Source organism: Mesorhizobium sp. B2-3-15 (genome assembly GCF_006442875.1).
GTDB classification, from domain to species: Bacteria; Pseudomonadota; Alphaproteobacteria; order Rhizobiales; family Rhizobiaceae; genus Mesorhizobium; species Mesorhizobium australicum.
Genome location: NZ_VFVO01000003.1, coordinates 158,297 through 181,443, shown reverse-complemented (window position 1 = coordinate 181,443; position 23,147 = coordinate 158,297). Strand labels below are relative to the sequence as shown.

Sequence of the window (23,147 nt, the reverse complement as noted above, 5' to 3'; positions counted from 1 at the left end):
GGAGAAAAGAATGGACATCCACGAATACCAGGCCAAGGAGCTGCTCGCCCGGCATGGGATCCATGTGCCGCGTGGCGGCCTGGCCTACAGCCCCGAACAGGCGACCTACCGGGCGCGCGAGATCGGCGGCGGCAAATGGGTGCTGAAGGCGCAGGTTCATTCCGGCGCGCGCGGCAAGGCCGGCGGCATCAAGCTCTGCGCCAATGACGAGGAAATTTCCAGCGCCGCCGAAGCCATGCTCGGGCGCAAGCTGGTGACCCACCAGACCGGCCCGCGTGGCAAGCTGATCTCGCGCCTCTATCTGGAGGAAGCCGTCGAGATCGCGCAGGAGCTCTATCTCGGCTTCGTGCTCGATCGCAAGGAAGAGCGCGTCATGATCGTGGCCTCGGCCGCCGGCGGCATGGAAATCGAGGAGATCGCCGAGAAGGCACCCGATTCGATCATCCGCGCCACCGTCGATCCCGGTGTCGGCATGCAGCGCTTCCAGGCGCGCGAAATCGCCTTCGGGCTCGGCCTGGAGGACAGCCTGATCGGCAAGGCGACCGAGACCATCTTCAGCTGTTACCAGGTGTTCCGCGACTACGACGCCTCGATGCTGGAGATCAATCCGCTGGTGGTGACCCGCGACGGCAGCCTGGTGGCACTCGACGCCAAGATGTCGTTCGATGAGAACGCGCTGTTCCGGCGGCCCGAAATCTCCGAATTGCGCGACAAGAGCCAGGAAGACCCGCGCGAAACCTTCGCCAGCGATCGCGGCCTCTCCTATGTCGGCCTCGACGGCAATATTGGCTGCATCATCAATGGCGCCGGGCTCGCCATGGCGACGATGGACATGATCAAGATCGCTGGCGGCGAGCCGGCCAACTTCCTCGACATCGGCGGCGGCGCTTCGCCCGAGCGGGTCGCGAAATCCTTCCGCGCCGTGCTCGGCGACAAGAATGTCGAGACCATCCTGGTCAACATCTTTGCCGGCATCAACCGTTGCGACTGGGTCGCCGAGGGCGTCATCAAGGCGATCCGCGAGGTCGGCGTCAACGTGCCGCTGGTGGTGCGGCTGTCCGGCACCAGGGCCGAGGAAGGGCGCAAGATCCTGGCCGATTCCGGCGAGGCGGTGATCGTCGCCGACACGCTCGCCGAAGCCGCCGAAAAAGCCGTCGCCGCCTGGCGCGTGGCCACCAACAAAAAAGCAGCCTGAGGGAGGACGGAAAAATGGCAATCCTGCTCAACCGCAGCACACGCGTCATCGTGCAAGGTTTCACCGGCAAGATCGGCAGCTTCCATGCCGAGGACATGAAGCGCTACGGCACCAAGCTCGTCGGCGGCGTCACGCCCGGCAAGGGCGGCCAGACGCATCTCGGCCTGCCCGTCTTCAACACGGTCAAGGGCGCGGTGCGCGAGACCCGTGCCGAAGCCAGCATCGTCTTCGTGCCGCCGCCCTTTGCAGCCGATTCGATCATGGAAGCGGCGGATGCGGGGATAAAGCTCTGCGTCTGCATCACCGACGGCATCCCCTCGCAGGACATGATGCAGGTCAAGCGCTACATGCGCCGCTACCGCTTCGAGGACCGCATGCGGCTGGTCGGGCCGAATTGCGCCGGCATCATCACGCCGGGACAGGCGCTGATGGGCATCATGCCCGGCTCGATCTACCTGCCCGGCCGCATCGGCATCGTCGGCCGCTCGGGAACGCTGGGCTATGAAGCCGCCTCGCAGATGAAGGCGCTCGGCATCGGCGTGTCGACCAGCGTCGGCATTGGCGGCGATCCGATCAACGGCTCCTCCTTCAAGGACGTTCTGAAGCTGTTCGAGCAGGACGACGAGACCGACGCCGTGGTCATGATCGGCGAGATCGGCGGACCGCAGGAAGCCGAAGCCGCGATCTGGGCGCGCGACAATATGAAGAAGCCGCTAATCGCCTACATCGCCGGCCTGTCCGCCCCCAAAGGCCGCCGCATGGGTCATGCCGGCGCCATCATCTCGGCCTTCGGCGAGTCCGCGCAGGAAAAGGTCGAGATCCTGAAAGAGGCCGGCGTCATCATCGTGCCGACGCCGTCATCGTTTGGCGAGGTTGTGGCAGATACGCTGGCGCGAAGGAAGCAGGCGGCGTAGCCGCAGGGTCGGACGAAAGCCGACGCGGCGACGCAGTCTCCAAGACGCGCCGCCGCCTTCGTTTCCGGGCGCGCAAAGCGATTGATCCGTTATAGCCATTCCCAGCGATTAAATACTCGTGGCGCACTTGTTTCGCTGGAAACGATTTGCTACACGCCGCGAGCCGGTCGGTTCCGGCTCTACCACGTGCGGTCGTGGCGGAATTGGTAGACGCGCAGCGTTGAGGTCGCTGTGGGGCAACCCGTGGAAGTTCGAGTCTTCTCGACCGCACCAAATCATCCTGACGACACAGCTGCGAACTGAACCAGCAAGCGCTCATTGTCTTGCCGGCGCGTCGGATGCTCGGCGCCCAAGCGCACGGCGAACTGGACGTTTCCGCCTGATATCGCCATATGGAAGGCGACAAGAGAGACGCCATGCCAGAACGCAGCCAGATTGCCACGTCGTTCCTGCCCTTGCCCGGTTCGGCCCCGGTGGAATGGCTGGTCGAGCCCGGCCTTGTCGCCTATCCCGATGCGCTTGCGTTCATGGAGGCGCGCGCCGAGGCGATCCGCGGCGGGGCTGCCGGCGAAATGGTCTGGCTGGTCGAACATCCGCCGCTCTACACCGCCGGCACCAGCGCCCGCATCGAGGACCTGATCGAACCCGATCGCTTTCCGGTCTTTGCGGCCGGACGCGGCGGCGAATACACTTATCATGGGCCAGGCCAGCGGGTCGCCTATGTCATGCTCGACCTGAAGCGCCGGCGCGAGGACGTGCGCGCCTTCGTCGCGGCGCTCGAACAGTGGATCATCGGCACGCTCGCCGCCTTCAACGTGCGCGGCGAACGCCGCGAGGACCGGGTTGGTGTCTGGGTGGTACGGCCAGATCGCCCTGCTTTGCCCGACGGCTCACCTGCCGAGGACAAGATCGCGGCAATCGGCATAAGGCTGCGGCGGTGGGTGAGCTTCCACGGCATTGCCATCAATGTCGAGCCGGACCTTTCCCATTTCGGCGGCATCGTGCCCTGCGGCGTCCAGGATCACGGCGTCACCAGCCTTGTCGACCTCGGCCTGCCCCTCGGCATGGCCGATCTGGATCTGGCGCTGAAATCAGCCTTCGAGGATGTTTTTGGTCCCGTGGCGGCTTTGCCGGTCGAGGCTGCCCGCAAGACGGGTTGATCCTTTCGGACCCAACCAGCTCAGAGCAACTGCCCTGACGCCCACCACACGCCGCAGCCGTGGATGGCGAACACCGCCAGCAAGGCCCCGGCGATGACCAAACGATCGACAGTGCCGATCGGCTCCAGTTCGTGGCGTGGCTTCACCCCGCTGCCGACGGTGAGCAGGCTGAGAATCGAAAATACCGCACCGGCCGCGAGCAGGAAGCCCAGGGAAAAACCGGCCCGCCAGCCAAGCGCCAGAAAGGCCGAAAGCAGCGAGAAGGACGCCAGCGCCAGGACGACCGGCCCCGGGCAGATCTGTCGCAGCACCTGGCCGCCGTCGAACTTCCACACCGGCACCAGATTGGCGATGTTGAACAGGGCAGCGCAGCCTGCGAGTGCGGCGAGTAGCGCGGCAGCCGCCTTGTGACCCTCACCGCCGGCAAGCACGCTGGCAGCGATGACGATCGGCACCAGGAAGGCGGAAAACCCCGCCCCCATCAACGCCACGAAGGCCACTTCGAAACGGCTGTTATAGGGCCGGCCGCCAATGGCGATGCCGCCAAGCAGCGGGATGAAGATCATCCGCGCCCTGCGATGGCCCGTCAGCCGGAACGCCGCCATGTGGCCGAGTTCGTGCAGCGCCACCACCGATGTCAGGATCGCGGCCAGCGCCAGCCCGCCGAGGTGAAGGCCGAAGAACGGCCACAGCATCAATGCCGACAGCACGGCAAAGCCGACCTGGCTCAGCGGATGCTCGAACCAGCCACCCTTGCGATACTGCCCGGTCCTTGCCCAACGCTGCAGCTTGGAGAGCTCGCGGCGCATGGCGAAATAGCGAAACACCAGGAAAGCCACGCCGCGGTACCGGTCGGTCCGGCTGAGCGTCACGCGCGTGCCGCTGCCCTCCGAAACCAGTTCGGCGGTCTCGCCATAGTCCTTCCAGAACGAGCCATCGAGCGCGGTGTCCTCGATCACCCGCATCGAGAAGCGGCTGCCCTCGACGACATCTTCAAACCGCGCCCTGCGCTCTATCGGCTTGCCATCGCGGCCTTCCCAAGACAGCGTGATGCGGGCGACGCCCTCTTCGTCCAGCGGCTGCGCCGACAGGATCTCGCCGGACCAGCCGGCATCGCTGCCGAGCGGCCACAGCGCCTGCCACAGGCGCTGCCGGTCCATCGCCACGATGCGGCTCGACCGGACCGTGCGCAAACCAAGCGGCACGGTCATCAGGAGAAAGATCAGCCCGAGATTGCTGGCCACGAGAATGGCGGTGACGATGGGCGACACCTGGACGTTGCTCCCTGCCTTGGAGGCGCAATCTAACGTCGTGGCGGCAAGAAAAGCTTAACGGCGGGGCGGCATTGGCCATCGAGAAACAGCGACGGCCGACGCCGCCAAATCACATGGCTCCGATCCAGATCGCCATGGAGACAAGAAACGCGCTCATGCAAACCAGCGAGATGACATCCTGAACCAGATCGGTCATAACTCTCTCCTGTTGTTGATATGTTTCTAATTTGTTCTAATTTTGTTCCATTGTCAACCGCTGGGAGGTATGGCCATGGGCGGGGAACTGTGCACGGTTAGCGAAACGTTAATTGGTCGCTAAGAGAGGGAGTTGGAAGCTTGCCAGGGTAGGCTTCAGCCCGGGAAGAACAAATTAGCGAGCGCTTGTATTAAATTTTGGCTGAGCCGAAAATGCCTGGGCCTGAGGCATTGCTGAGCGATCGACATGGGGAAATACGGAGGCGCAAATCAAGGTGAACGCTGGCGAAAGCGTATGCGACAAGGTCGCCGGCGGCGCCTCTCTCGCAATCTCGTAATTTGGTTGGCCATCCTGGCGACGAGCGCGATATCGTCCACTCTGATCGCAATGAGCGCTCACTGGCGGTTCTAAGCTACCCCCGCGCGGTACACGTCGGGTGAGAATCGTCCTTAGAGCGGCACCACCTTGCCGTCGGCCAACGTGACGCGCCGGTCCATGCGCGATGCAAGCTCGTGATTGTGGGTGGCGATCAGCGCCGCGAGGCCCGATTGCCGCACCAGTGCCTCCAGCGCCTCGAACACGTAGGAGGCTGTGACCGGGTCGAGGTTGCCGGTGGGCTCGTCGGCGAGCAGCACCAGCGGCGCATTGGCGACCGCACGCGCGATGGCGACGCGCTGCTGCTCGCCGCCGGAAAGCTCCGACGGCCGGTGCGACGCCCGTTTGCCGATCTGCATGTAGTCGAGCAGTTGCGCCGCTCGCTCGGACGCTTCCTTGCGCGGCAGGCCCTTGATGAGCTGCGGCATCATGATGTTTTCCAGCGCGGAAAACTCCGGCAGCAAATGATGGAACTGATAGACGAAGCCGACATCGTTGCGGCGGATCGAGGTGCGCTCGTCGTCGGACAGCCGGCCACAGGCGCGTCCGGACAGGATCACGTCGCCGGCATCCGGCCGCTCCAACAGCCCGGCCGTATGCAGCAGCGTCGATTTGCCGGTGCCCGACGGGGCCACCAGCGCCACCATTTCACCGCGCCGCAGCGCGAAATCGGCGCCGTTCAGGATGGTGAGCTTGCGCGGCCCCTGGACGTAGTGCCGTTCGACGCTCTTCAGCTCGATAAGGACCTCGGCCACTACTCGTACCTCAAGGCTTCGACCGGATCGAGGCGGGCCGCCCGCCATGCCGGAAACACCGTTGCCAGGAAGGACAGCGCAAGCGCCATGATGATGACATAGGTCGTCTCGCGCGGATCCATCTTGGCCGGCAACTGGCTGAGGAAATAGAGCTCCGGGTTGAACAGCACCTTGCCGGTCATCCAGGAGAAGAACTGGCGGATCGATTCGATGTTGGTGCAGATCACGACGCCGAGCAGCACGCCGGCGAGCGTGCCCGTCACGCCGATCGCCGCCCCAGTCATCAGGAAGATGCGCAGGATGGCGCCGCGCGAGGCGCCCATGGTGCGCAGGATGGCGATGTCATGCCCCTTGTCCTTCACCAGCATGATCAGTCCGGAAATGATGTTGAGCGCCGCCACCAGCACGATCAGCGTCAGGATCATGAACATGACGTTGCGTTCGACCTGCAGAGCCGAAAAGAAGGTCTCGTTGCGCTGGCGCCAGTCGACCATGTCGATCGGCCGCTGCGCCGCCGCTTCCACCTTGGGTTTCAGCGCGTCGACATCGTCGGGATTGTCGACATAGATCTCGATCGTCTGCGCCCGGCCGTCCATGTTGAAGTAGAGCTGCGCTTCGGAGAACGGCATGTAGACGATCGACGTGTCATATTCAGACATGCCGACCTCGAAGATCGCCGCGATCTTGTAGCCCTTCATGCGCGGTGTGGTGCCGAGCGGCGTCACATCCCCGTCCGGCGAGATCAAGGTAATGGTATCGCCGAGCGTCAGGCCGAGATTCTCGGCCATGCGCTTGCCGATGGCGACACCCTCGCCGGTATCGAAATCGGCGAGCGTGCCTTGCTTGATGTTGCTGGCCACGATGGCGATCTTGCCGAGATCTTCACCCCGGATGCCGCGCACCAGCGCGCCGGTGCCGCCGCCGACATTGCCTTGCGCCAGCACCTGGCCGTCGATCAGCGGGATGGCGTATTTGACCCCGGGTACGCCGTTGATGCGGCTGGCGACCTGGGCATAGTCCTCAAGCGGTGAATCGAGCGGCTGCACGATCAGATGGCCGTTGACGCCAAGGATGCGCGTCAAAAGCTCGGCGCGGAAGCCGTTCATCACCGCCATGACCACGATCAGCGTGGCGACGCCCAGCATGATGCCGAGAAAAGAGATCGAGGCGATCACCGAGATCACCGTCTCCTTGCGCCGCGAACGCAAATAGCGCCAGGCGACCGTGCGCTCGAAGATGGAAAAAGGGCCGGCGCCCGCCGATCGCGCTGCCGCCGCCTCGCTCATGCGGCGGCACCGAAGTGTTTGGCCGCGTCGGCGATCGGCAGCGTCACGCGCTCGCCGGTCTTGCGATTCTTGATCTCGACCTCGCCGGCGGCGACACCGCGCGGCCCGACGATCACTTGCCAGGGCAGGCCGATCAGGTCGGCGGTGGCGAATTTGCCGCCCGGCCGCTGGTCGGTGTCGTCATAGAGCACATCCTTGCCGGCGGCGGTGAAGGCGGCGTTGAGCTCGTCGCAGACGCGATCGCAGTCGGCATCGCCCGCCTTCATGTTGATCAGGCCGATATCGAAGGGCGCCACCGCTTCCGGCCAGATGATGCCGTTCTCGTCATGGCTGGCCTCGATGATCGCCGCGACCAGTCGCGACGGGCCGATACCATAGGAGCCGCCCGACGCGAAATGATCCTTGCCGTCGGGCCCCGTCACCTTGGCCCCCATCGGCTTGGAATATTTCTCGCCGAAGTGGAAGATATGGCCGACCTCGATGCCACGCGCCGAGACCCGGTCGCCTGTCGGAACCTTCTCCCAGGCCGCCTCGTCATGCATCTCGTCGGTGGCGGCGTAAGGCGTCGTCCACGTCTTGACGATATCTGCTATCTCGCCGTCATTGGCGAAGTCGGTGTTCGCGCCGGGCACCGCAAGCGACAGGTAATCGCGATGGCAGAAGACCTGGCTTTCACCAGTGTCGGCCAGGATGATGAACTCGTGGCTGAGATCGCCGCCGATCGGACCGGTGTCGGCCCGCATCGGAATGGCCTGCAGGCCCATGCGCGTGAAGGTCCTGAGATAGGACACGAACATCCGGTTGTAGGCGGCTCTCGCGCCTTCGAAGTCGAGATCGAAGGAATAGGCGTCCTTCATCAGGAATTCGCGCGAACGCATCACGCCGAAGCGCGGCCGCACCTCGTCACGGAACTTCCACTGTATGTGGTAGAGGTTGAGCGGCAGGTCCTTGTAGGATTTGACGTAAGCGCGAAAAATCTCGGTGACCATTTCCTCGTTGGTCGGACCGTAGAGCATGTCGCGGTCCTGCCGGTCCTTGATGCGCAGCATCTCCTTGCCGTAGTCGTTGTAACGGCCGCTCTCGCGCCACAGATCGGCCGACTGGATGGTCGGCATCAGGATCTCCAGCGCACCGGCGCGGTTCTGCTCCTCGCGGATGATCTTGCAGACCTTGTCCAGCACCCGTTTGCCCAGCGGCAGCCAGGAAAAACTGCCTTGTCCCTGCTGGCGGATCATGCCGGCGCGCAGCATCAGCCGATGCGAGACGATTTCGGCCTCGCGCGGATTTTCTTTGAGGATAGGCAGGAAATAGCGCGACAAACGCATGGACAGGTCCGTGAATGAGAATGGCCACGCCAGAATCGGCGCGGCGCAGGCTTGCTTGCCCCGGCTTCATAGCGATTTCATGACCGAATGGAAACCCGGCCATCCCACCACGTAGGCCCCTTCCGAGCCCGAATCCCTCGCTTCCGGATCGACCCGCGCCGACAATGGAACGCACCGAACCTCTTCGGGTTTGGCCGTCAATTCTTTGCGCGCGTCAATTGCGAACATGCCGCAAAGGCTCTGTCGAGCCTGACTGGACGTTTCAAAAGCAAAGCCTGCCGCACTATTGTGCAGTGCAGCACGAGATTGCCCGTTTCAAGGCAAAATTCTTCGTGACATTTTCATTTCCGTTGGGCTAATGTGCCCCGATAACCGAGAGGGCAGAAAAAAATCTGCTCTCCTACGCGGTCAAAGTCTTGGGAGGATGCGATCTAGGCGCGGTTACTCGCTGCCGCCGGATACCGGAAACAGATCGGACGCGTTTAATTGCAAGGCCTTGTGCCTTGCATTTTTTTTGTGCAATCATCTGGTTAGCGCTGCGAATTGGCAGGCTACATGACCTTGCGTCAGCAGCCAGTAGCCGCCGTACAGGGCGGCATCTCAATCCCATCCGCAGCGCTCCGACCTTATCGGAGCACCCTTGCCGCCACGTCTATTTCCCTGGGGTCGGACTGAGTTCCGGCACGATGTGCGGGATGTCGTTGAGGCTGTATCCCAGCCCGTGCGTCAGGCCGTAGAAAATGCCCATCAGGACCGCCGTTGCGATGGTGGTGCGGATCACGGCACGCAGCATATGCGGCCCGCGCGGCGCGCTCGGCACCGTGCCCAGCGTCACGTCGTGATCGTCGTCCTGCGTTCTGACGCTGAACGGCAGGACGGCAAACAGCACCACCCACCAGGTCGCGAAAAACAGCGCGGTGAACGAGACCCAGCTCATGATTGCTCCAGTTCGATCAGCGTGCCGAAGAAATCCTTCGGATGCAGGAACAGCACCGGCTTGCCGTGCGCGCCTGGTTTGGGATTGCCGTCACCAAGCACCCGGGCGCCGGCGGCCTTGAGCTGGTCGCGCGCGGCCAGGATGTCGTCGACCTCGTAGCAGAGATGATGCATGCCGCCCGACGGGTTCTTCTCGAGGAATGCCGCGATTGGCGAGCCCTCGCCAAGCGGCTCCAGCAACTCGACCTTGGTGTTGCCGACATCGACGAACACCACGGTGACGCCATGCTCCGGCAACGCCTGCGGCTCGGTCACTTCGGCGCCGAGCGTGTTGCGGTAAGCTGCAACGGCGGCGGTCAAATCCGGCACCGCAAGCGCGACATGGTTCAGCCGTCCGAGCATGTCCGAGCTTTTCTCCCAGGTCCAACGACTGGCGTCATACGTCAAATCAGCCGAGATCAACAGCCTTTCGCGAGGAGCGCACTGTCGCACCTGTTGCAACCAGCAGCCACAAAGTACAAAGGCCAATGTCCGGAATCAGCCCTGCCCGCCCCCGCGTTTTCACCTTCGATCTCGGGTCGTTCAAAATTGCCGCTCTGCTCGACGCCATCGATGTCAGAGACGGGCTTGCATCGGCCTTCGCGGCCGGACAGTCGCCGGCGGCCGTGCTCGAACTCGCGGTTTCGAACTTCATCGACCAGGATCGCTACGAGCATTGCTTCATCCCGACGCTGATCGATACCGGTTCCGAAAAGATCCTGTTCGACACCGGCTGCGGAGGTGAAGACAGTTCACTCCTGGAGTGCTTGCAAGCCCTTGGGCTCGGCCCTGATGACATCGATGTGGTGGTCATCACGCACGGGCACCCGGACCACATTGGCGGGCTTGTCCGGAATGGCGCATCCGTTTTCAGCCGCGCACGCCTGGTATTCGGCGCAGCGGAATTCGCGTTCTGGACCGAAGGAAATGCGGTGCGTCCGGCCAGGTTGGCCAATCGTGATCTCTTTAGGCGCATTTGCACCGGCTTGGCCGACCGCGCGACGTTCATAGCGCCTGGAGACGAAGTGGTGCCGGGCATCACTGCCATCGACGCGGCCGGTCACTCCGCCGGGCTTTTGGCCTTCCTTGTCGAAAGCGACGGACAGCAATTGCTGATCTGGTCGGACGCTTTCCTGCACTATGTCGTGTCGATCCAGCGTCCGCAGTGGCATGCCGATTTCGACGACGACAAGGAAATGGCGATCGAGACCCGCAAGCGGCTGCTCGGCATGGCTGCCGAGCGGCGCCTGCTCGTCGCCGGCCACCACATGCCGTTTCCGGGTCTGGGCTATGTCGAGCGGACAGACCATTCCTTTCGCTGGATTCCGGTCAGCTATCAGCTGAACATCCGAGCCCCCGACGCCTCCGTCACCGGGTGACGAAAACCGTCACCAGCGGTTTCTTGCCCCAGGCTTCGTTGGCCGCGCCGCGCACCGCGCGCCGCACCGCCTCCTGCACCAGGTCGAGGTCCTTGCGGCGCTGGCGGGGGATCGAATCGACCGCACCGACGGCCGCATCGATCATCAGGTCCTCGAGCGTCTCGCCACGGGCATCGGTTTCGGCGACGCCAATGGCGACCAGATCGGGATCGCCGGCCAGCTCGTACTTGTCATCAAGCACGACATTGACCGCGACATGACCGGCAAAGGACAGCTTGCGCCTGTCGCGAATACCCATCGCCTGATCGGTGCCGATCAGATTGCCGTCCTTGTAGACGCGGCCGAACGGCACCTGGTCGATGATCGTGGCGGGACCGGGAGCGAGCCGCAGCATGTCGCCGTCGCGCACCTGGGCCACCTGGCCGATGCCGGAGGTGGACATCAGCGAGCCCTGCGCCACCAGATGCGCCGCCTCGCCATGCACGGGAACGCCGATTTGCGGACGCACCCATTCATACATCTTGCGCAGTTCGCTGCGGCGGGGGTGGCCGGAGACATGCACCAGCGCATCGCCGTCCTCGATGATCTTGATGCCGAGATCGATGAGGCGGTTCTTGATCTCGAGGATCGCCTTCTCGTTGCCGGGAATGGTGCGCGAGGAAAACACCACCGTGTCGCCCGCCGTCAGCGACACCGATTTCATCTCGTCGCGCGACAGCTTGGCAAGTGCCGCCAACGGCTCGCCCTGGCTGCCGGTGCAGATGATGACCAGGTTCTCGCGCGGGATGAAGCCGAAATCCTCCTCGGCGATGAACTCCGGCAGGCCGTCCATGTAGCCAAGTTCGCCGGCCACATCGATGACGCGCTTCAACGAGCGGCCGAGCACAAGGCACTGGCGGCCGGCATCGCGCGCTGCCCTGGCGATGGAAACGATGCGTCCGACATTGGAGGAGAAGGTGGTAACGGCGACGCGGCCCTTGGCCGCCTGGATGACGCCTTTCAGGCCCTCGCCCACGGCCACTTCCGAAGGCGACTCGCCTTCGCGCAGCGCATTGGTCGAATCGCAGATCAGCGCCAGCACGCCCTTGTCGCCATAGGCGCGGAACCGCGCCTCGTCGGTCTTGGGACCGATCGTCGGCTCCGGATCGATCTTCCAGTCGCCGGTGTGTATGACGGTGCCGGCCGGCGAGGTGATCGCCAGCGACATGGGTTCGGGAATGGAGTGTGCCACCGGAATGGCTTCGATCTCGAAGGGACCGACCGTGAACTTTTCGCCCGCCCGGTAGATCGTCAGCGGGATCTTCGGCGCGCCCTGCTCGCCCTGACGCTTGGCTTCCAGCAGCCCGGCGCTGAACGGCGTCATCCAGACCGGCGCCTTCAGCTTCGGCCAGATGTCGAGCAGCGCGCCGTAATGGTCCTCATGTGCGTGGGTGATGATGATGCCGCGCAGATTAGCGAGGTTCTCCTCTATGAAGCGCGTGTCGGGCAGAATCAGGTCGACGCCCGGATGCGCCGCGTCGGGAAAGGTGACGCCGACATCGATGATGATCCATTCGCGCGCGCTCGGCGGGCCGTAGCCGTAGAGGGCGAAGTTCATGCCGATCTCGCCGACGCCGCCGAGCGGCACGAAGACGAGTTCGGCGTTGTCCGCTTTCGCCATGATTTTTTCCTTCCTGACCCTCAGGCCAAGCCGTTAAAGCATTCCAGCAAGTGCCTACCGGTTTTCCGTCCGGAATGGCTCAAAAACAAATTATATCCGCGCGGACGCCACCGCGCCGAAATGCACATCGCCGGCGGCGACCGTCAGAACAGACCCGTCATCGTCGCGGATCACGAAACGGCAGTCCTCGTCAATGGTCTCGAACACGCCACGCACCACATTACCGTCAATTCTGACAGCAACCTCGCCGCCAAGGCCCGCCGCGCGGGCCAGCCAACGCTTCCTGATGGCGGCAAGGCCACGTCCTTCGTCCCACAGGCGGGCATTCTCGCTCCAGGCATCCGACAGCGCCAGAAACAGCGTTTCGGCATCGCAAGCCGCGCCCAACGCGTGAAGCGATGTCGCGGGATAAGGCAAATCCCGCGGATGCGCCACCACATTGACGCCGATGCCCACCGCCACCGCGAAGCGGCTACCGTCAAGCATCGCCGACTCCAGCAGGATGCCGGCCAGCTTGGCGCCGGAGGCGAGCACATCGTTTGGCCATTTCAGCTCGAAACGGTTCTGTCCCTGGCTCGCTCCGTCGAGGCCTATCGCGATGCGGCCCTTCGGCACCACCGCGTCGAGCGCGTCGGCCAGCGCCAGCCCCGCGACGAAGCCGAGCGTCGCGGCAAGGCGCAATTCGCCGCCGGTGATGAGGAGCAGCGTCGCCGCCAGATTGCCTTCCGGCGTTGCCCAGGCACGGCCACGCCGGCCGCGCCCGCTTTCCTGCTTCTTGGAAACGACCCAGAGCTTGCCTGGGTCGCCCGCCCGGGCATGGTCCAGCGCCAGCGCGTTGGTGGAGCCGACACTGTCATGCGCCTCGAGCCGGAACCCTTCCGACGCCGAGGTTGGAGCCAGCCGAAATGCCATTCCGTCAGAAAAATGTCTTGGCGGCGGCTTCGGCATAGGTGCCGATCGGCCCGCCGATCAGCACATAGAACAGCACGAAGGCGCCGCTAACGCCGAGCACGACACGCAACTCGCTGGCCATCGGCACGAAACCGCCGACCGGCTCATCGAACCACATGATCTTGATGATGCGCAGGTAGTAGTAAGCGCCAACCACGGAAGCGAGCACGCCGATGATTGCCAGCGCATAGAGATTGGCGTTGATGGCGGCGAGGAAGACGTACCACTTCCCCCAGAAGCCGGCGAGCGGCGGAATGCCGGCCAGCGAGAACATCAGGATGGTCAGGATCGTCGCCATGATAGGGTTGGTCGACGAGAGGCCGGCGAGATCGCTGATCTGCTCGACATTGCCTTCCTTGCGCCGCATGGCAAGGATGAAGGCGAAGGTGCCGAGCGTCATCACCAGGTAGATCAGCATGTAGATGGCGACGCCGCGCACGCCGGCCTGGCTGTTGGCGGCAAGGCCGACCAGCGCGTAGCCCATATGGCCGATCGAGGAATAGGCCATCAGCCGCTTGATGTTGGTCTGGCCGATCGCGGCGAAGGAGCCAAGCGCCATCGAGGCGATCGAGATGAAGACGATGATCTGCTGCCAGTCGGAAGCGATCGGCTTGAACGCGCCCATGGTGACGCGCACGATCAGCGCCATCGCCGCCATTTTCGGCGCTGCCGCCAGGAAGGCCGTCACCGGTGTCGGTGCGCCCTCATAGACGTCTGGCGTCCACATGTGGAACGGCACCGCCGAGATCTTGAAGGCAAGCCCGGCCAGCACAAAGACGAGGCCGACGACAAGGCCAAGCTGGCGCTCGCCGCCGCCCAGCGCCGTGGCGATCTCCTGGAAGCCGGTGTTGCCGGTATAGCCGTAGATCAGGCTGATGCCGTAGAGCAGCATGCCCGAGGACAGCGCGCCGAGGACGAAATATTTCAGGCCGGCTTCTGTCGAACGCAAATTGTCGCGATTGATCGCCGCCAGCACATAGATCGCAAGCGACTGCAGTTCGAGGCCGAGATAGAGCCCGATCATGCCGTTGGCCGAGATCATCAGCATCATGCCGAGCGTGCAAAGCAGGATCAGCACCGGATATTCGAACTTGTCGAAACGCTCCGCCTTGGCAAAGCGCATCGACATGGTCAGCGTCACCGCCGAGCCGATCAGCGCCAGCACCTTCATGAAGCTGGCGAAGGAATCCTGGATGAAGGCATTGCCATAGGCGCTGCCCTGCCCTGCGTGGAAGATCAGCCAGGCGCCTGCGATCACCAGCACGGCGACGGCAAGGCCGGTCACCGTAACGGCGGTGTTGGAACGCGAATAGGCCCCGACCATCAGCAGCGCGAGCGCGCCGATGGCAAGGATCAGCTCGGGCGTCGAGAGCGACAGGCTGGAGAGAAGGTCCGGCGTCATGGTTCGCAAAACCCCTGGGTCAGTTCGCCGCCGCGGTCTGCGCGGCGCCGATGGATGCGGTGACATTGGTGACGAGCGACTTGACCGACTGGGCCGTCGCGTCGAAGACGGGTGCGGGATAGACGCCGAAGAAGATGACCAGCACGACCAGCGGATAGATGATCGCCTTCTCGCGGGCCGACAGGTCGAGCAGCCCCTTCAGGCTGTCCTTGGTCAGAGCGCCGAAGATCACCCTTCGGTAGAGCCAAAGCGCGTAAGCCGCCGACAGGATGACGCCGGTGGCGGCGAAGAACGCCACCCAGGTGTTGACCCGGAACACGCCGAGCATGGTCAGGAACTCGCCGACGAAGCCTGACGTGCCCGGCAGGCCGACATTGGCCATGGTGAAGATCAGGAACACGGTCGCGTATTTCGGCATGTTGTTGACGAGACCGCCATAGGCGGCGATCTCGCGCGTGTGCATGCGGTCATAGATGACGCCGACGCACAGGAACAGCGCGCCCGACACCAGGCCATGGCTGAGCATCTGGAAGATGGCGCCCTGCACGCCTTCCTGGTTCATGGCAAAGATACCCATGGTGACGAAGCCCATATGGGCGACCGACGAATAGGCGATCAGCTTCTTCATGTCCTCCTGCATCAGCGCCACCAGCGAGGTGTAGATGATGGCGACGACCGACAGCGTGAACACCAGCGGCGCGAACATTTCGGAGGCCAGCGGGAACATCGGCAAGGAGAAGCGCAGGAAGCCGTATCCGCCCATTTTCAGCAGGATGCCGGCCAGGATGACCGAGCCCGCCGTCGGCGCCTCGACGTGGGCGTCGGGCAGCCAGGTGTGCACCGGCCACATCGGCATCTTCACCGCGAAGGAGGCGAAGAAGGCAAGCCACAGCCAGGTCTGCATGTTGGCCGGGAAGCTGTGCGTCAGAAGCGTCGGGATGTCGGTGGTGCCGGACTGGAAGAACATCGCCATGATGGCGAGCAGCATCAGCACCGAGCCGGCCAGCGTATAGAGGAAGAACTTGAACGAGGCGTAGACGCGCCGCTTGCCGCCCCATACGCCGATGATGATGAACATCGGGATAAGTCCGGCTTCGAAGAAGACGTAGAACAGCACGATGTCCAGCGCGCAGAACACGCCGATCATCAGCGTTTCCAGAAGCAGGAAGGCGATCATGTAGGCCTTGACGCGCTTTTCGATCGCTTCCCACGAGGCCAGGATGCAAAGCGGCATCAGGAAGGTCGTCAGAATGACGAACAGCATGGAAATGCCGTCGACGCCCATATGGTAGGAAATGCCGGAATCGAGCCAGGCGACCTTTTCGACAAACTGGAATCCGGCCTGCGAATTGTCGAAGCCGGCCCAGATGAACAGCGACACCAGGAAGGTGAACGCCGTGGTGATGAACGCAATGGCGCGGATGTTGCGGCGCGCGTTTTCGCTGTCATCGTTGATGAACAGGATCAGCAGCACACCAACCAGCGGCAGGAAGGTGACCAGCGAGAGGATTGGCCAGGCGGTCATCAGAGCATCATCCAGGTGACGAGTGCGGCAACGCCGATCAGCATGGCGAAGGCGTAGTGGTAGAGGTAGCCGGTCTGCAGCTTGACGACGCGGTTGGTGACGTCGACGACGCGCGCCGAAATGCCGTCAGGCCCGAGCCCATCGATGATGGTCCCGTCACCGGTCTTCCACAGGAAGTGGCCGAGACGCTTGGCCGGGCGAACGAACAGGAAGTCGTAAAGCTCGTCGAAATACCACTTGTTGAGCAGGAAGGCGTAAAGCCCGCGATGCTGGGCGGCCAGATTGACCGGCATCTCCGGCGAGCGGATGTAGAACTTCCAGGCCAGAGCGAAACCGATCAGCATGGCGATGAAGGGCGAGAGCTCCACCCACAGCGGCAATTCGTGGATCTCGTGCAGGATATGGTTGTCCGGCAGCGTGAACAGCGACGCCTTCCAGAATTCGGCATAGCCTTCGCCGATAAAGGAATTGTGGAAGATGACACCGGCAAACAGCGCCCCAGCCGCCAGGATGAACAGCGGCACCAGCATCACCGGCGGCGATTCATGGACGTGGTGCATCACCTCGTGGCTCGCCCGCGGCTTGCCATGGAAGGTCATGAAGATCAGCCGCCAGGAATAGAAGGAGGTGAAGCAGGCGGCGATGACCAGCAGGATGAAAGCCAGGCCGGCGACCGAATTGTGGCCGGCGAAGGAGGCCTCGATGATGGCGTCCTTGGAGAAGAAGCCGGCGGTGCCGATGACGGTCACCGGAATGCCGACGCCGGTCAGCGCCAGCGTGCCGATCACCATCATCCAATAGGTGGTCGGGATCAGCTGCCTCAGGCCACCCATCTTGCGCATGTCCTGCTCGTCGGAGACGGCGTGGATGACCGAGCCGGAACCGAGGAACAGCAGCGCCTTGAAGAAGGCATGCGTGAACAAATGGAAGATCGCCGCGCCATAGGCGCCGACGCCAAGCGCCACGAACATGTAGCCGAGCTGTGAGCAGGTCGAATAGGCGATGACGCGCTTGATGTCGTTCTGGACCAGGCCGACGGTCGCCGCGAAGAAGGCGGTGAAGGCGCCGATGAAGGTGACCACCGTCAGCGCCGAGTGCGACAATTCGAACAGCGGCGAAAGCCGCGCCAGCATGAACACGCCGGCCGTCACCATGGTGGCGGCATGGATCAGCGCCGACACCGGGGTCGGGCCCTCCATGGCGTCCGGCAGCCAGGTGTGCAGCGGCACCTGCGCCGACTTGCCCATGGCGCCCATGAACAGCAGCAGGCAGACGACGGTCATTGCCGCCTGCTTGTCGAGCGCATGGCCGAGGAAGGTGAGCACGGCGGCACCCTGCGGCGCGCCTTCGGCCGGGATGAACGTCGCCGCATTGGCAAAGATGGTGCCGAGATTGACCGAGCCGAACAGCACGAAGACGCCGAAAATGCCGAGCGCGAAGCCGAAATCGCCGACGCGGTTGACGACGAAGGCCTTGATTGCCGCGGCATTGGCCGACGGCTTCTTGTACCAGAAACCGATCAGCAGGTAGGACGCGAGGCCCACCCCTTCCCAGCCGAAGAACATCTGCACGAGGTTGTCGGCCGTCACCAGCATCAGCATGGCGAAGGTGAACAGCGACAGATAGGCGAAGAAGCGCGGCCGGTTCGGATCGTGGTGCATGTAGCCGATCGAATAGATGTGAACCAGCGCCGACACTGTGTTGACCACCACCAGCATCACCACCGTCAGCGTGTCGATCCTGAGCGCCCAGGAGACGTCCAGCCCGCCGGACTGGATCCAGTGCAGCACCGGCACGGTGAACACCTCGCCGTGGCCGAAGCCGACGGAAAAGAAGGCGACCCATGACAGCACGGCCGCGATCACCAGGAAGCAGGAGGTGATGTATTCGGATGCCTTGGCACCGAGCGCATTGCCGAACAGGCCTACGATCAGGAAGCCGAGCAGCGGAAGGAAGACGATCGCTTGATACATAGTCGCCCCGTCAACCCTTCATCATGTTCACGTCTTCGACCGCGATCGAGCCGCGGTTGCGGAAGAAGACGACGAGAATGGCAAGCCCGATAGCGGCTTCAGCCGCCGCGACCGTCAGCACGAACAGCGCGAACACCTGGCCGACCAGATCGCCGAGCGCCGCCGAAAAGGCGACGAAATTGATGTTGACCGCCAGCAGGATCAGCTCGATCGACATCAGGATGACGATGATGTTGCGGCGGTTGAGGAAGATGCCGAACACGCCGAGCGTGAACAGGATCGCCGATACGGTCAGATAATGTGCGATGCCGACGACCATCTCAGACTCCTTCGCCCGACTTGACCTTGCGGATTTCCATGCCGGTCGCCGCGGTGCGGCCGACCTGGGCTGCGATCGACTGCCGCTTGACCCCTTCCTTGTGGCGCAGCGTCAAGACGATGGCGCCGATCATGGCGACCAGCAGGATGAGGCCCGAAATCTGGAAGTAGTAGAGGTAGTCGGTATAGAGGATGTCGCCGAGCGCCGCCGTGTTCGATCGCGCGGCGAGATCCGGGATGGGCTTTGCGACCGTCGAGGCGAGCTTCGGCGCGAAGGTGTAGCCGCCCAGCACCACGATCAGCTCCGCCGCCAGGATCAGCCCGACCAGCGCGCCGATCGGCGCGTATTGCAGGGCGCCGCTCTTCAATTCGGCGAAATCGACGTCGAGCATCATGACGACGAACAGGAACAGCACCAGGACCGCGCCGACATAGACGACGAGCAGGATCATCGCCAGGAACTCGGCGCCGGTCAGCATGAACAGGCCGGCGGCGTTGAAGAAGGTCAGGATCAGGAACAGCACCGAATGCACGGGGTTGCGCGACGAAATGACCATGAACGCCGATGCCACGGCGACAAAGGCGAAGAGGTAGAAGAAGGCCGCCTCTAGTCCACTCAGCATTGGGGATCCCCCGGGTTCCTATCCAAACAGGACGCTCGTCCTGTTTGATGTTTGCGACCGCCTCCGGTCGGCAAGTTTCGTTGTGTCCTATCGCATGTTCCGATCGGGTTGAAATACCCGATCGAAAGAAACATGCGACACTTTTGTCTTCCGGAGGATGATCTGTCCGAAAAGTCCGCAACTTTTCGGGATCATCCCCTGGCCGAGGCCCCTCGGCCCGTCCGTGCGTCAGATCTCAGCGATAGGGCGAGTCCAGTGAGATGTTGCGTGCCAGTTCGCGCTCCCACCGGTCGCCATTCGCCAGCAGCCGGTCCTTGTCGTAGTAGAGTTCCTCGCGCGTTTCCGTCGCGAATTCGAAATTCGGCCCCTCGACAATGGCGTCGACCGGGCAGGCTTCCTGGCAGAAGCCGCAATAGATGCACTTCACCATGTCGATATCGTAACGCACCGTGCGGCGTGTGCCGTCATTGCGGCGCGGGCCGGCCTCGATGGTGATCGCCTGCGCCGGGCAGATCGCCTCGCACAATTTGCAGGCGATGCAGCGTTCCTCCCCATTGGGATAGCGGCGCAACGCATGCTCGCCGCGAAAGCGCGGGCTGATCGGGCCCTTCTCGTGCGGATAGTTGATCGTCTCCTTCGGCGCGAAGAACTGGCGCATCGACAGGAAGAAGGCGCTGACGAAATCCTGCAGCAACAGCGATTTGGCGGCCTGGGACAAAGCGGACATCACGCAAACCCCGTGATCTTGAGGAAGGCGGCGGTGGCGACCACCATGAACAGCGAGATCGGCAGGAACACTTTCCAGCCCAGCCGCATCAGCTGGTCGTAGCGGTAGCGCGGCACGAAGGCCTTCACCATCGAGATGCCGAAGAACACGAAACAGACCTTCAGCACGAACCAGATGACGCCGGGCACCCAGGTGAAGGGCGCGAAGTCGAAGGGAGGCAGCCAGCCGCCGAGGAACAGGATGGTGGCCAGCGCGCACATCAGCACGATCGCGACATACTCGCCGAGGAAGAACAAAAGGAACGGCGTCGACGAATATTCGACCATGTGGCCGGCGACCAGCTCCGATTCGGCTTCGACCAGATCGAAGGGCGGACGGTTGGTCTCCGCCAACGCCGAGATGAAGAAGATGACGAACATCGGGAACAGCGCCAGCCAGTTCCAGTCGAGGAACGTGTTGGGCAGCCCGAGCCGCGTACCAAGCCCACCCTGCTGCGACAGCACGATATCGCTGAGGTTGAGCGAGCCGGCGGTGAGCAGCACGGTGACGATGACGAAGCCGATCGAAACTTCGTAGGACACCATCTGCGCCGCCGAACGCAACGCGCCGAGGAAAGGATATTTCGAGTTGGACGCCCAGCCGCCCATGATCACGCCATAGACCTCGAGCGAGGAGATGGCGAAGACATAGAGGATGCCGACATTGACGTTGGCGATCGCCCAACCCTGGCTGACCGGTATGACCGCCCAAGCCGAGATCGCCAGCACGGCGGAGACAAGGGGCGCCAGCAGGAAGACGCCCTTGTTGGCGCCCGACGGGATGACCGGTTCCTTGAAGACGAATTTCAGCAGGTCGGCGAAGGCCTGCAGCGTGCCCCAGGGGCCGACGACATTCGGGCCACGGCGAAGCTGCACCGCCGCCCAGATCTTGCGGTCGGCATAAAGGATGTAGGCGACGAAGATCAGCAGCACCACGATCAGCACGACCGACTTCAAGAGGATCAGCAGCGCCGGCAGCACGTAGAAGGAGAAGAAGGTGTCCATGCTTATTCCGCCGCCTGCTTGAAGCCGCTCTTGGCCAGTGCCGAGCATTCAGCCATCACGGCCGATGCGCGCGCGATCGGGTTGGTCAGGTAGAAATCCTTGACCGGCGAGGTGAAGGTTCCCTTGTTCAACCGCCCGCCGAGCTTCGCCACGCCGGCGATATCCACGGCGTTGCCGGCCGCGACCTGGTCGATGCGGGCCAGATGCGGGTATTCGCCATAGAGCTTTGCGCGCAGCTGCGGCAGCGAATCGAACGGCAGTTTCTTGCCCAGTACGTCGGACAGCGCCCGCAAGATCGCCCAATCCTCGCGCGCGTCGCCCGGCGCGAAGCCAGCGCGGTTGGTCTGCTGCACGCGCCCTTCGGTGTTGACGTAGGTGCCGGACTTTTCGGTATAGGCAGCCGCCGGCAGGATGACATTGGCGCGATGCGCGCCGGCGTCGCCGTGCGTGCCAACATAGACGACGAAGGCGCCGCCGGTCTTGCTCATATCGATCTCGTCGGCGCCGAGCAGGAACAGGACATCCGTCTCGCCCAGCATGCCGGCGACGTTCTTGCCGCCCTCGCCCGGCACGAAGCCGAGGTCCAGGCCGCCGACGCGCGCCGCTGCGGTGTGCAGCACGGCAAAGCCATTCCAGTCGGCGCGTGCGGCATTCACGGCGGCGGCGAGCCTGGCCGCTTGGCCGAGCACGGCCGCGCCATCGGCGCGCGCCAGAGCGCCCTGACCGACGATAATAAGGGGATGCGTCGCCTTCTTCAGCGTCTGGAAGAACTTGCCGTTGCCGTCCGCCAGATCCTTCAGCGAATCCGGCCCGGCGCCCAATTGTTCGTAGTCATAGCGCGTGTCGCCGACATCGCCGATGACACCGACCGGCAGATTGCCGAGGCGCCAGCGCTTGCGGATGCGGGCGTTGAGCACCGAGGCCTCGAAGCGCGGATTGGCCCCGATGATCAGCACCGCGTCGGCCTGCTCGATGCCTTCGATGGTCGGGTTGAAGATATAGCTGGCGCGTCCGAGTGCCGGATCGAGCGTCGCGCCATCCTGGCGGCAGTCGGTGTTCTTCGAACCGAGCGAGGCCATCAGGAGCTTCAGCGCGTAGATTTCCTCAACCGCCGCGAGATCGCCCGCGATGGCGCCGATCTTGTCGGGGGCCGCCGCCGAAACCGCGCCCTTGATCGCCGCGAACGCTTCGGCCCAGCTCGCCGGAACCAGCCTGCCGTCCTTGCGCACATAGGGGCGATCGAGGCGCTGCGTGCGCAGGCCGTCCCAGATGAAGCGGGTCTTGTCGGAAATCCATTCCTCGTTCACGGCTTCGTTGACGCGCGGCAGGATGCGCATCACTTCGCGCCCACGGCTATCGACGCGGATCGCCGAGCCGACGGCATCCATCACGTCGATGGATTCGGTCTTGGTCAGCTCCCACGGCCGGGCCTGGAAGGCGAAGGGCTTGGAGGTCAGCGCGCCGACCGGGCAGAGATCGATCACGTTGCCCTGCAACTCCGAGGTCATTGCCTGTTCGAGATAGGTGGTGATCTCGGCATCCTCGCCGCGGCCGATCAGGCCGAGTTCGGAAATGCCGGCAACTTCGGTGGTGAAGCGGACGCAGCGCGTGCAGTGGATGCAGCGGTTCATCACTGTCTTGACCAGCGGGCCGATATACTTGTCTTCCACCGCGCGCTTGTTCTCGTGGTAGCGCGAGGAATCGACGCCGAAGGCCATCGCCTGGTCCTGCAGGTCGCACTCGCCGCCCTGATCGCAGATCGGGCAGTCCAGCGGATGGTTGATCAGCAGGAATTCCATCACGCCTTCCCGGGCCTTCTTGACCATCGGCGTGTTGGTGAAGATTTCCGGCGGCTCGCCGTTCGGGCCGGGGCGCAGGTCGCGCACGCCCATGGCGCAGGAGGCCTGCGGCTTGGGCGGTCCGCCCTTCACCTCGATCAGGCACATGCGGCAATTGCCGGCGATCGACAGCCGCTCATGGAAGCAGAAGCGCGGCACTTCCGCGCCCGCGTCCTCGGCCGCCTGCAGCAGCGTGTAATGGTCGGGTACAGTGATTTCTTTCCCGTCGACCTTGAGCTTTGCCATTCGCCTC

20 protein-coding genes and 1 tRNA gene are annotated in these 23,147 nt (G+C 63.5%); 5 read left to right on the top strand and 16 right to left on the bottom strand.

What is annotated here, in order from left to right:
• Nucleotides 1-10 precede the first annotated feature (10 nt).
• The 4 genes from FJ954_RS08045 to lipB all read left to right on the top strand — a co-directional run bounded on the left by FJ954_RS08045 (nt 11) and on the right by lipB (nt 3,269).
• Entirely contained in the window at nt 11-1,195 is a 1,185-nt protein-coding gene (locus tag FJ954_RS08045) for a malate--CoA ligase subunit beta (RefSeq protein WP_140661011.1), read from the top strand.
• A 14-nt stretch (nt 1,196-1,209) separates the two neighbouring features.
• Nucleotides 1,210-2,109 carry a succinate--CoA ligase subunit alpha gene (sucD, locus tag FJ954_RS08040; protein WP_140661010.1) on the top strand — a complete coding sequence of 300 codons (900 nt, stop codon included), beginning with the start codon at nt 1,210-1,212 and terminating at the stop codon, nt 2,107-2,109.
• 188 nt (nt 2,110-2,297) lie between these two features.
• Nucleotides 2,298-2,382, top strand: a tRNA-Leu gene (locus FJ954_RS08035).
• A gap of 143 nt (nt 2,383-2,525) precedes the next feature.
• Nucleotides 2,526-3,269, top strand: coding sequence for a lipoyl(octanoyl) transferase LipB (gene lipB, locus FJ954_RS08030; RefSeq protein ID WP_140661009.1), 744 nt, complete (start codon nt 2,526-2,528; stop codon nt 3,267-3,269).
• 20 nt (nt 3,270-3,289) lie between these two features.
• Here the strand turns inward: lipB and FJ954_RS08025 are convergent, their stop codons facing one another.
• From FJ954_RS08025 to mce, 6 genes are all read right to left on the bottom strand, one after another.
• Nucleotides 3,290-4,540 (bottom strand): site-2 protease family protein, encoded by a 1,251-nt coding sequence (locus FJ954_RS08025; protein ID WP_140661008.1) that lies wholly within the window; start codon nt 4,538-4,540, stop codon nt 3,290-3,292.
• Nucleotides 4,541-5,188: 648 nt separating this feature from the next.
• A complete protein-coding gene (locus FJ954_RS08020) occupies nt 5,189-5,917 on the bottom strand; it encodes an ABC transporter ATP-binding protein (protein WP_181166285.1) in 729 nt (242 codons plus the stop codon).
• On the bottom strand, nt 5,869-7,155 hold the full coding sequence (locus FJ954_RS08015) for a lipoprotein-releasing ABC transporter permease subunit (protein WP_015317359.1): 1,287 nt from the start codon (nt 7,153-7,155) through the stop codon (nt 5,869-5,871). The genes FJ954_RS08020 and FJ954_RS08015 overlap by 49 nt, the downstream gene beginning before the upstream one ends.
• Nucleotides 7,152-8,480 carry a proline--tRNA ligase gene (gene proS / locus FJ954_RS08010; protein WP_015317358.1) on the bottom strand — a complete coding sequence of 443 codons (1,329 nt, stop codon included), beginning with the start codon at nt 8,478-8,480 and terminating at the stop codon, nt 7,152-7,154. The genes FJ954_RS08015 and proS overlap by 4 nt, the downstream gene beginning before the upstream one ends.
• A 652-nt stretch (nt 8,481-9,132) precedes the next feature.
• Nucleotides 9,133-9,417: a DUF1467 family protein gene (locus FJ954_RS08005; protein WP_015317356.1), complete on the bottom strand. Its 285-nt coding sequence runs from the start codon at nt 9,415-9,417 to the stop codon at nt 9,133-9,135.
• Nucleotides 9,414-9,818 (bottom strand): methylmalonyl-CoA epimerase, encoded by a 405-nt coding sequence (gene mce / locus FJ954_RS08000; protein WP_015317355.1) that lies wholly within the window; start codon nt 9,816-9,818, stop codon nt 9,414-9,416. The genes FJ954_RS08005 and mce overlap by 4 nt, the downstream gene beginning before the upstream one ends.
• A gap of 125 nt (nt 9,819-9,943) precedes the next feature.
• Here mce and FJ954_RS07995 point away from each other — a divergent pair, with 125 nt between their 5' ends.
• Nucleotides 9,944-10,834, top strand: a complete 891-nt coding sequence (locus FJ954_RS07995; protein WP_140661007.1) for an MBL fold metallo-hydrolase — start codon at nt 9,944-9,946, stop codon at nt 10,832-10,834.
• On the opposite strand, the gene FJ954_RS07990 is transcribed toward FJ954_RS07995, so the two are convergent.
• From FJ954_RS07990 to nuoG, 10 genes are all read right to left on the bottom strand, one after another.
• The gene (locus tag FJ954_RS07990; RefSeq protein ID WP_015317353.1) at nt 10,824-12,494 is read right to left on the bottom strand and encodes a ribonuclease J; all 1,671 of its coding nucleotides are present in this window, start codon (nt 12,492-12,494) and stop codon (nt 10,824-10,826) included. The two genes, FJ954_RS07995 and FJ954_RS07990, sit on opposite strands and share 11 nt — an antisense overlap.
• Before the next feature lie 90 nt (nt 12,495-12,584).
• Nucleotides 12,585-13,406 (bottom strand): biotin--[acetyl-CoA-carboxylase] ligase, encoded by an 822-nt coding sequence (locus FJ954_RS07985; RefSeq protein ID WP_140615830.1) that lies wholly within the window; start codon nt 13,404-13,406, stop codon nt 12,585-12,587.
• 4 nt (nt 13,407-13,410) lie between these two features.
• The gene (gene nuoN / locus FJ954_RS07980) at nt 13,411-14,847 is read right to left on the bottom strand and encodes an NADH-quinone oxidoreductase subunit NuoN (RefSeq protein ID WP_140661006.1); all 1,437 of its coding nucleotides are present in this window, start codon (nt 14,845-14,847) and stop codon (nt 13,411-13,413) included.
• 19 nt (nt 14,848-14,866) lie between these two features.
• Entirely contained in the window at nt 14,867-16,372 is a 1,506-nt protein-coding gene (locus FJ954_RS07975; protein WP_140661005.1) for an NADH-quinone oxidoreductase subunit M, read from the bottom strand.
• Nucleotides 16,372-18,345, bottom strand: a complete 1,974-nt coding sequence (gene nuoL / locus FJ954_RS07970; protein ID WP_140661004.1) for an NADH-quinone oxidoreductase subunit L — start codon at nt 18,343-18,345, stop codon at nt 16,372-16,374. Before nuoL ends, FJ954_RS07975 begins: the two co-directional genes overlap by 1 nt.
• A gap of 10 nt (nt 18,346-18,355) precedes the next feature.
• Entirely contained in the window at nt 18,356-18,664 is a 309-nt protein-coding gene (nuoK, locus tag FJ954_RS07965; RefSeq protein WP_023798863.1) for an NADH-quinone oxidoreductase subunit NuoK, read from the bottom strand.
• A 1-nt stretch (nt 18,665) separates the two neighbouring features.
• The gene (locus FJ954_RS07960; protein ID WP_015317347.1) at nt 18,666-19,286 is read right to left on the bottom strand and encodes an NADH-quinone oxidoreductase subunit J; all 621 of its coding nucleotides are present in this window, start codon (nt 19,284-19,286) and stop codon (nt 18,666-18,668) included.
• Between the two features lie 235 nt (nt 19,287-19,521).
• Nucleotides 19,522-20,013: an NADH-quinone oxidoreductase subunit NuoI gene (gene nuoI / locus FJ954_RS07955; protein WP_015317346.1), complete on the bottom strand. Its 492-nt coding sequence runs from the start codon at nt 20,011-20,013 to the stop codon at nt 19,522-19,524.
• Nucleotides 20,013-21,056 carry an NADH-quinone oxidoreductase subunit NuoH gene (gene nuoH, locus FJ954_RS07950; protein ID WP_015317345.1) on the bottom strand — a complete coding sequence of 348 codons (1,044 nt, stop codon included), beginning with the start codon at nt 21,054-21,056 and terminating at the stop codon, nt 20,013-20,015. The genes nuoI and nuoH overlap by 1 nt, the downstream gene beginning before the upstream one ends.
• Before the next feature lie 2 nt (nt 21,057-21,058).
• Nucleotides 21,059-23,140 (bottom strand): NADH-quinone oxidoreductase subunit NuoG, encoded by a 2,082-nt coding sequence (gene nuoG / locus FJ954_RS07945; RefSeq protein WP_140661003.1) that lies wholly within the window; start codon nt 23,138-23,140, stop codon nt 21,059-21,061.
• Nucleotides 23,141-23,147: the final 7 nt, after the last annotated feature.

What these genes read in the sequence shown, in the direction of transcription:
- FJ954_RS08045 (WP_140661011.1), top strand. Translation starts at nt 11, where the DNA reads ATGGACATCCACGAATACCAGGCCAAGGAGCTGCTCGCCCGGCATGGG.
- sucD (WP_140661010.1), top strand. Translation starts at nt 1,210, where the DNA reads ATGGCAATCCTGCTCAACCGCAGCACACGCGTCATCGTGCAAGGTTTC.
- lipB (WP_140661009.1), top strand. Translation starts at nt 2,526, where the DNA reads ATGCCAGAACGCAGCCAGATTGCCACGTCGTTCCTGCCCTTGCCCGGT.
- FJ954_RS08020 (WP_181166285.1), bottom strand. Translation starts at nt 5,917, where the DNA reads ATGGCGGGCGGCCCGCCTCGATCCGGTCGAAGCCTTGAGGTACGAGTA.
- FJ954_RS08015 (WP_015317359.1), bottom strand. Translation starts at nt 7,155, where the DNA reads ATGAGCGAGGCGGCGGCAGCGCGATCGGCGGGCGCCGGCCCTTTTTCC.
- proS (WP_015317358.1), bottom strand. Translation starts at nt 8,480, where the DNA reads ATGCGTTTGTCGCGCTATTTCCTGCCTATCCTCAAAGAAAATCCGCGC.
- FJ954_RS08005 (WP_015317356.1), bottom strand. Translation starts at nt 9,417, where the DNA reads ATGAGCTGGGTCTCGTTCACCGCGCTGTTTTTCGCGACCTGGTGGGTG.
- mce (WP_015317355.1), bottom strand. Translation starts at nt 9,818, where the DNA reads ATGCTCGGACGGCTGAACCATGTCGCGCTTGCGGTGCCGGATTTGACC.
- FJ954_RS07995 (WP_140661007.1), top strand. Translation starts at nt 9,944, where the DNA reads ATGTCCGGAATCAGCCCTGCCCGCCCCCGCGTTTTCACCTTCGATCTC.
- FJ954_RS07990 (WP_015317353.1), bottom strand. Translation starts at nt 12,494, where the DNA reads ATGGCGAAAGCGGACAACGCCGAACTCGTCTTCGTGCCGCTCGGCGGC.
- FJ954_RS07985 (WP_140615830.1), bottom strand. Translation starts at nt 13,406, where the DNA reads ATGGCATTTCGGCTGGCTCCAACCTCGGCGTCGGAAGGGTTCCGGCTC.
- nuoN (WP_140661006.1), bottom strand. Translation starts at nt 14,847, where the DNA reads ATGACGCCGGACCTTCTCTCCAGCCTGTCGCTCTCGACGCCCGAGCTG.
- FJ954_RS07975 (WP_140661005.1), bottom strand. Translation starts at nt 16,372, where the DNA reads ATGACCGCCTGGCCAATCCTCTCGCTGGTCACCTTCCTGCCGCTGGTT.
- nuoL (WP_140661004.1), bottom strand. Translation starts at nt 18,345, where the DNA reads ATGTATCAAGCGATCGTCTTCCTTCCGCTGCTCGGCTTCCTGATCGTA.
- nuoK (WP_023798863.1), bottom strand. Translation starts at nt 18,664, where the DNA reads ATGGTCGTCGGCATCGCACATTATCTGACCGTATCGGCGATCCTGTTC.
- FJ954_RS07960 (WP_015317347.1), bottom strand. Translation starts at nt 19,286, where the DNA reads ATGCTGAGTGGACTAGAGGCGGCCTTCTTCTACCTCTTCGCCTTTGTC.
- nuoI (WP_015317346.1), bottom strand. Translation starts at nt 20,013, where the DNA reads ATGTCCGCTTTGTCCCAGGCCGCCAAATCGCTGTTGCTGCAGGATTTC.
- nuoH (WP_015317345.1), bottom strand. Translation starts at nt 21,056, where the DNA reads ATGGACACCTTCTTCTCCTTCTACGTGCTGCCGGCGCTGCTGATCCTC.
- nuoG (WP_140661003.1), bottom strand. Translation starts at nt 23,140, where the DNA reads ATGGCAAAGCTCAAGGTCGACGGGAAAGAAATCACTGTACCCGACCAT.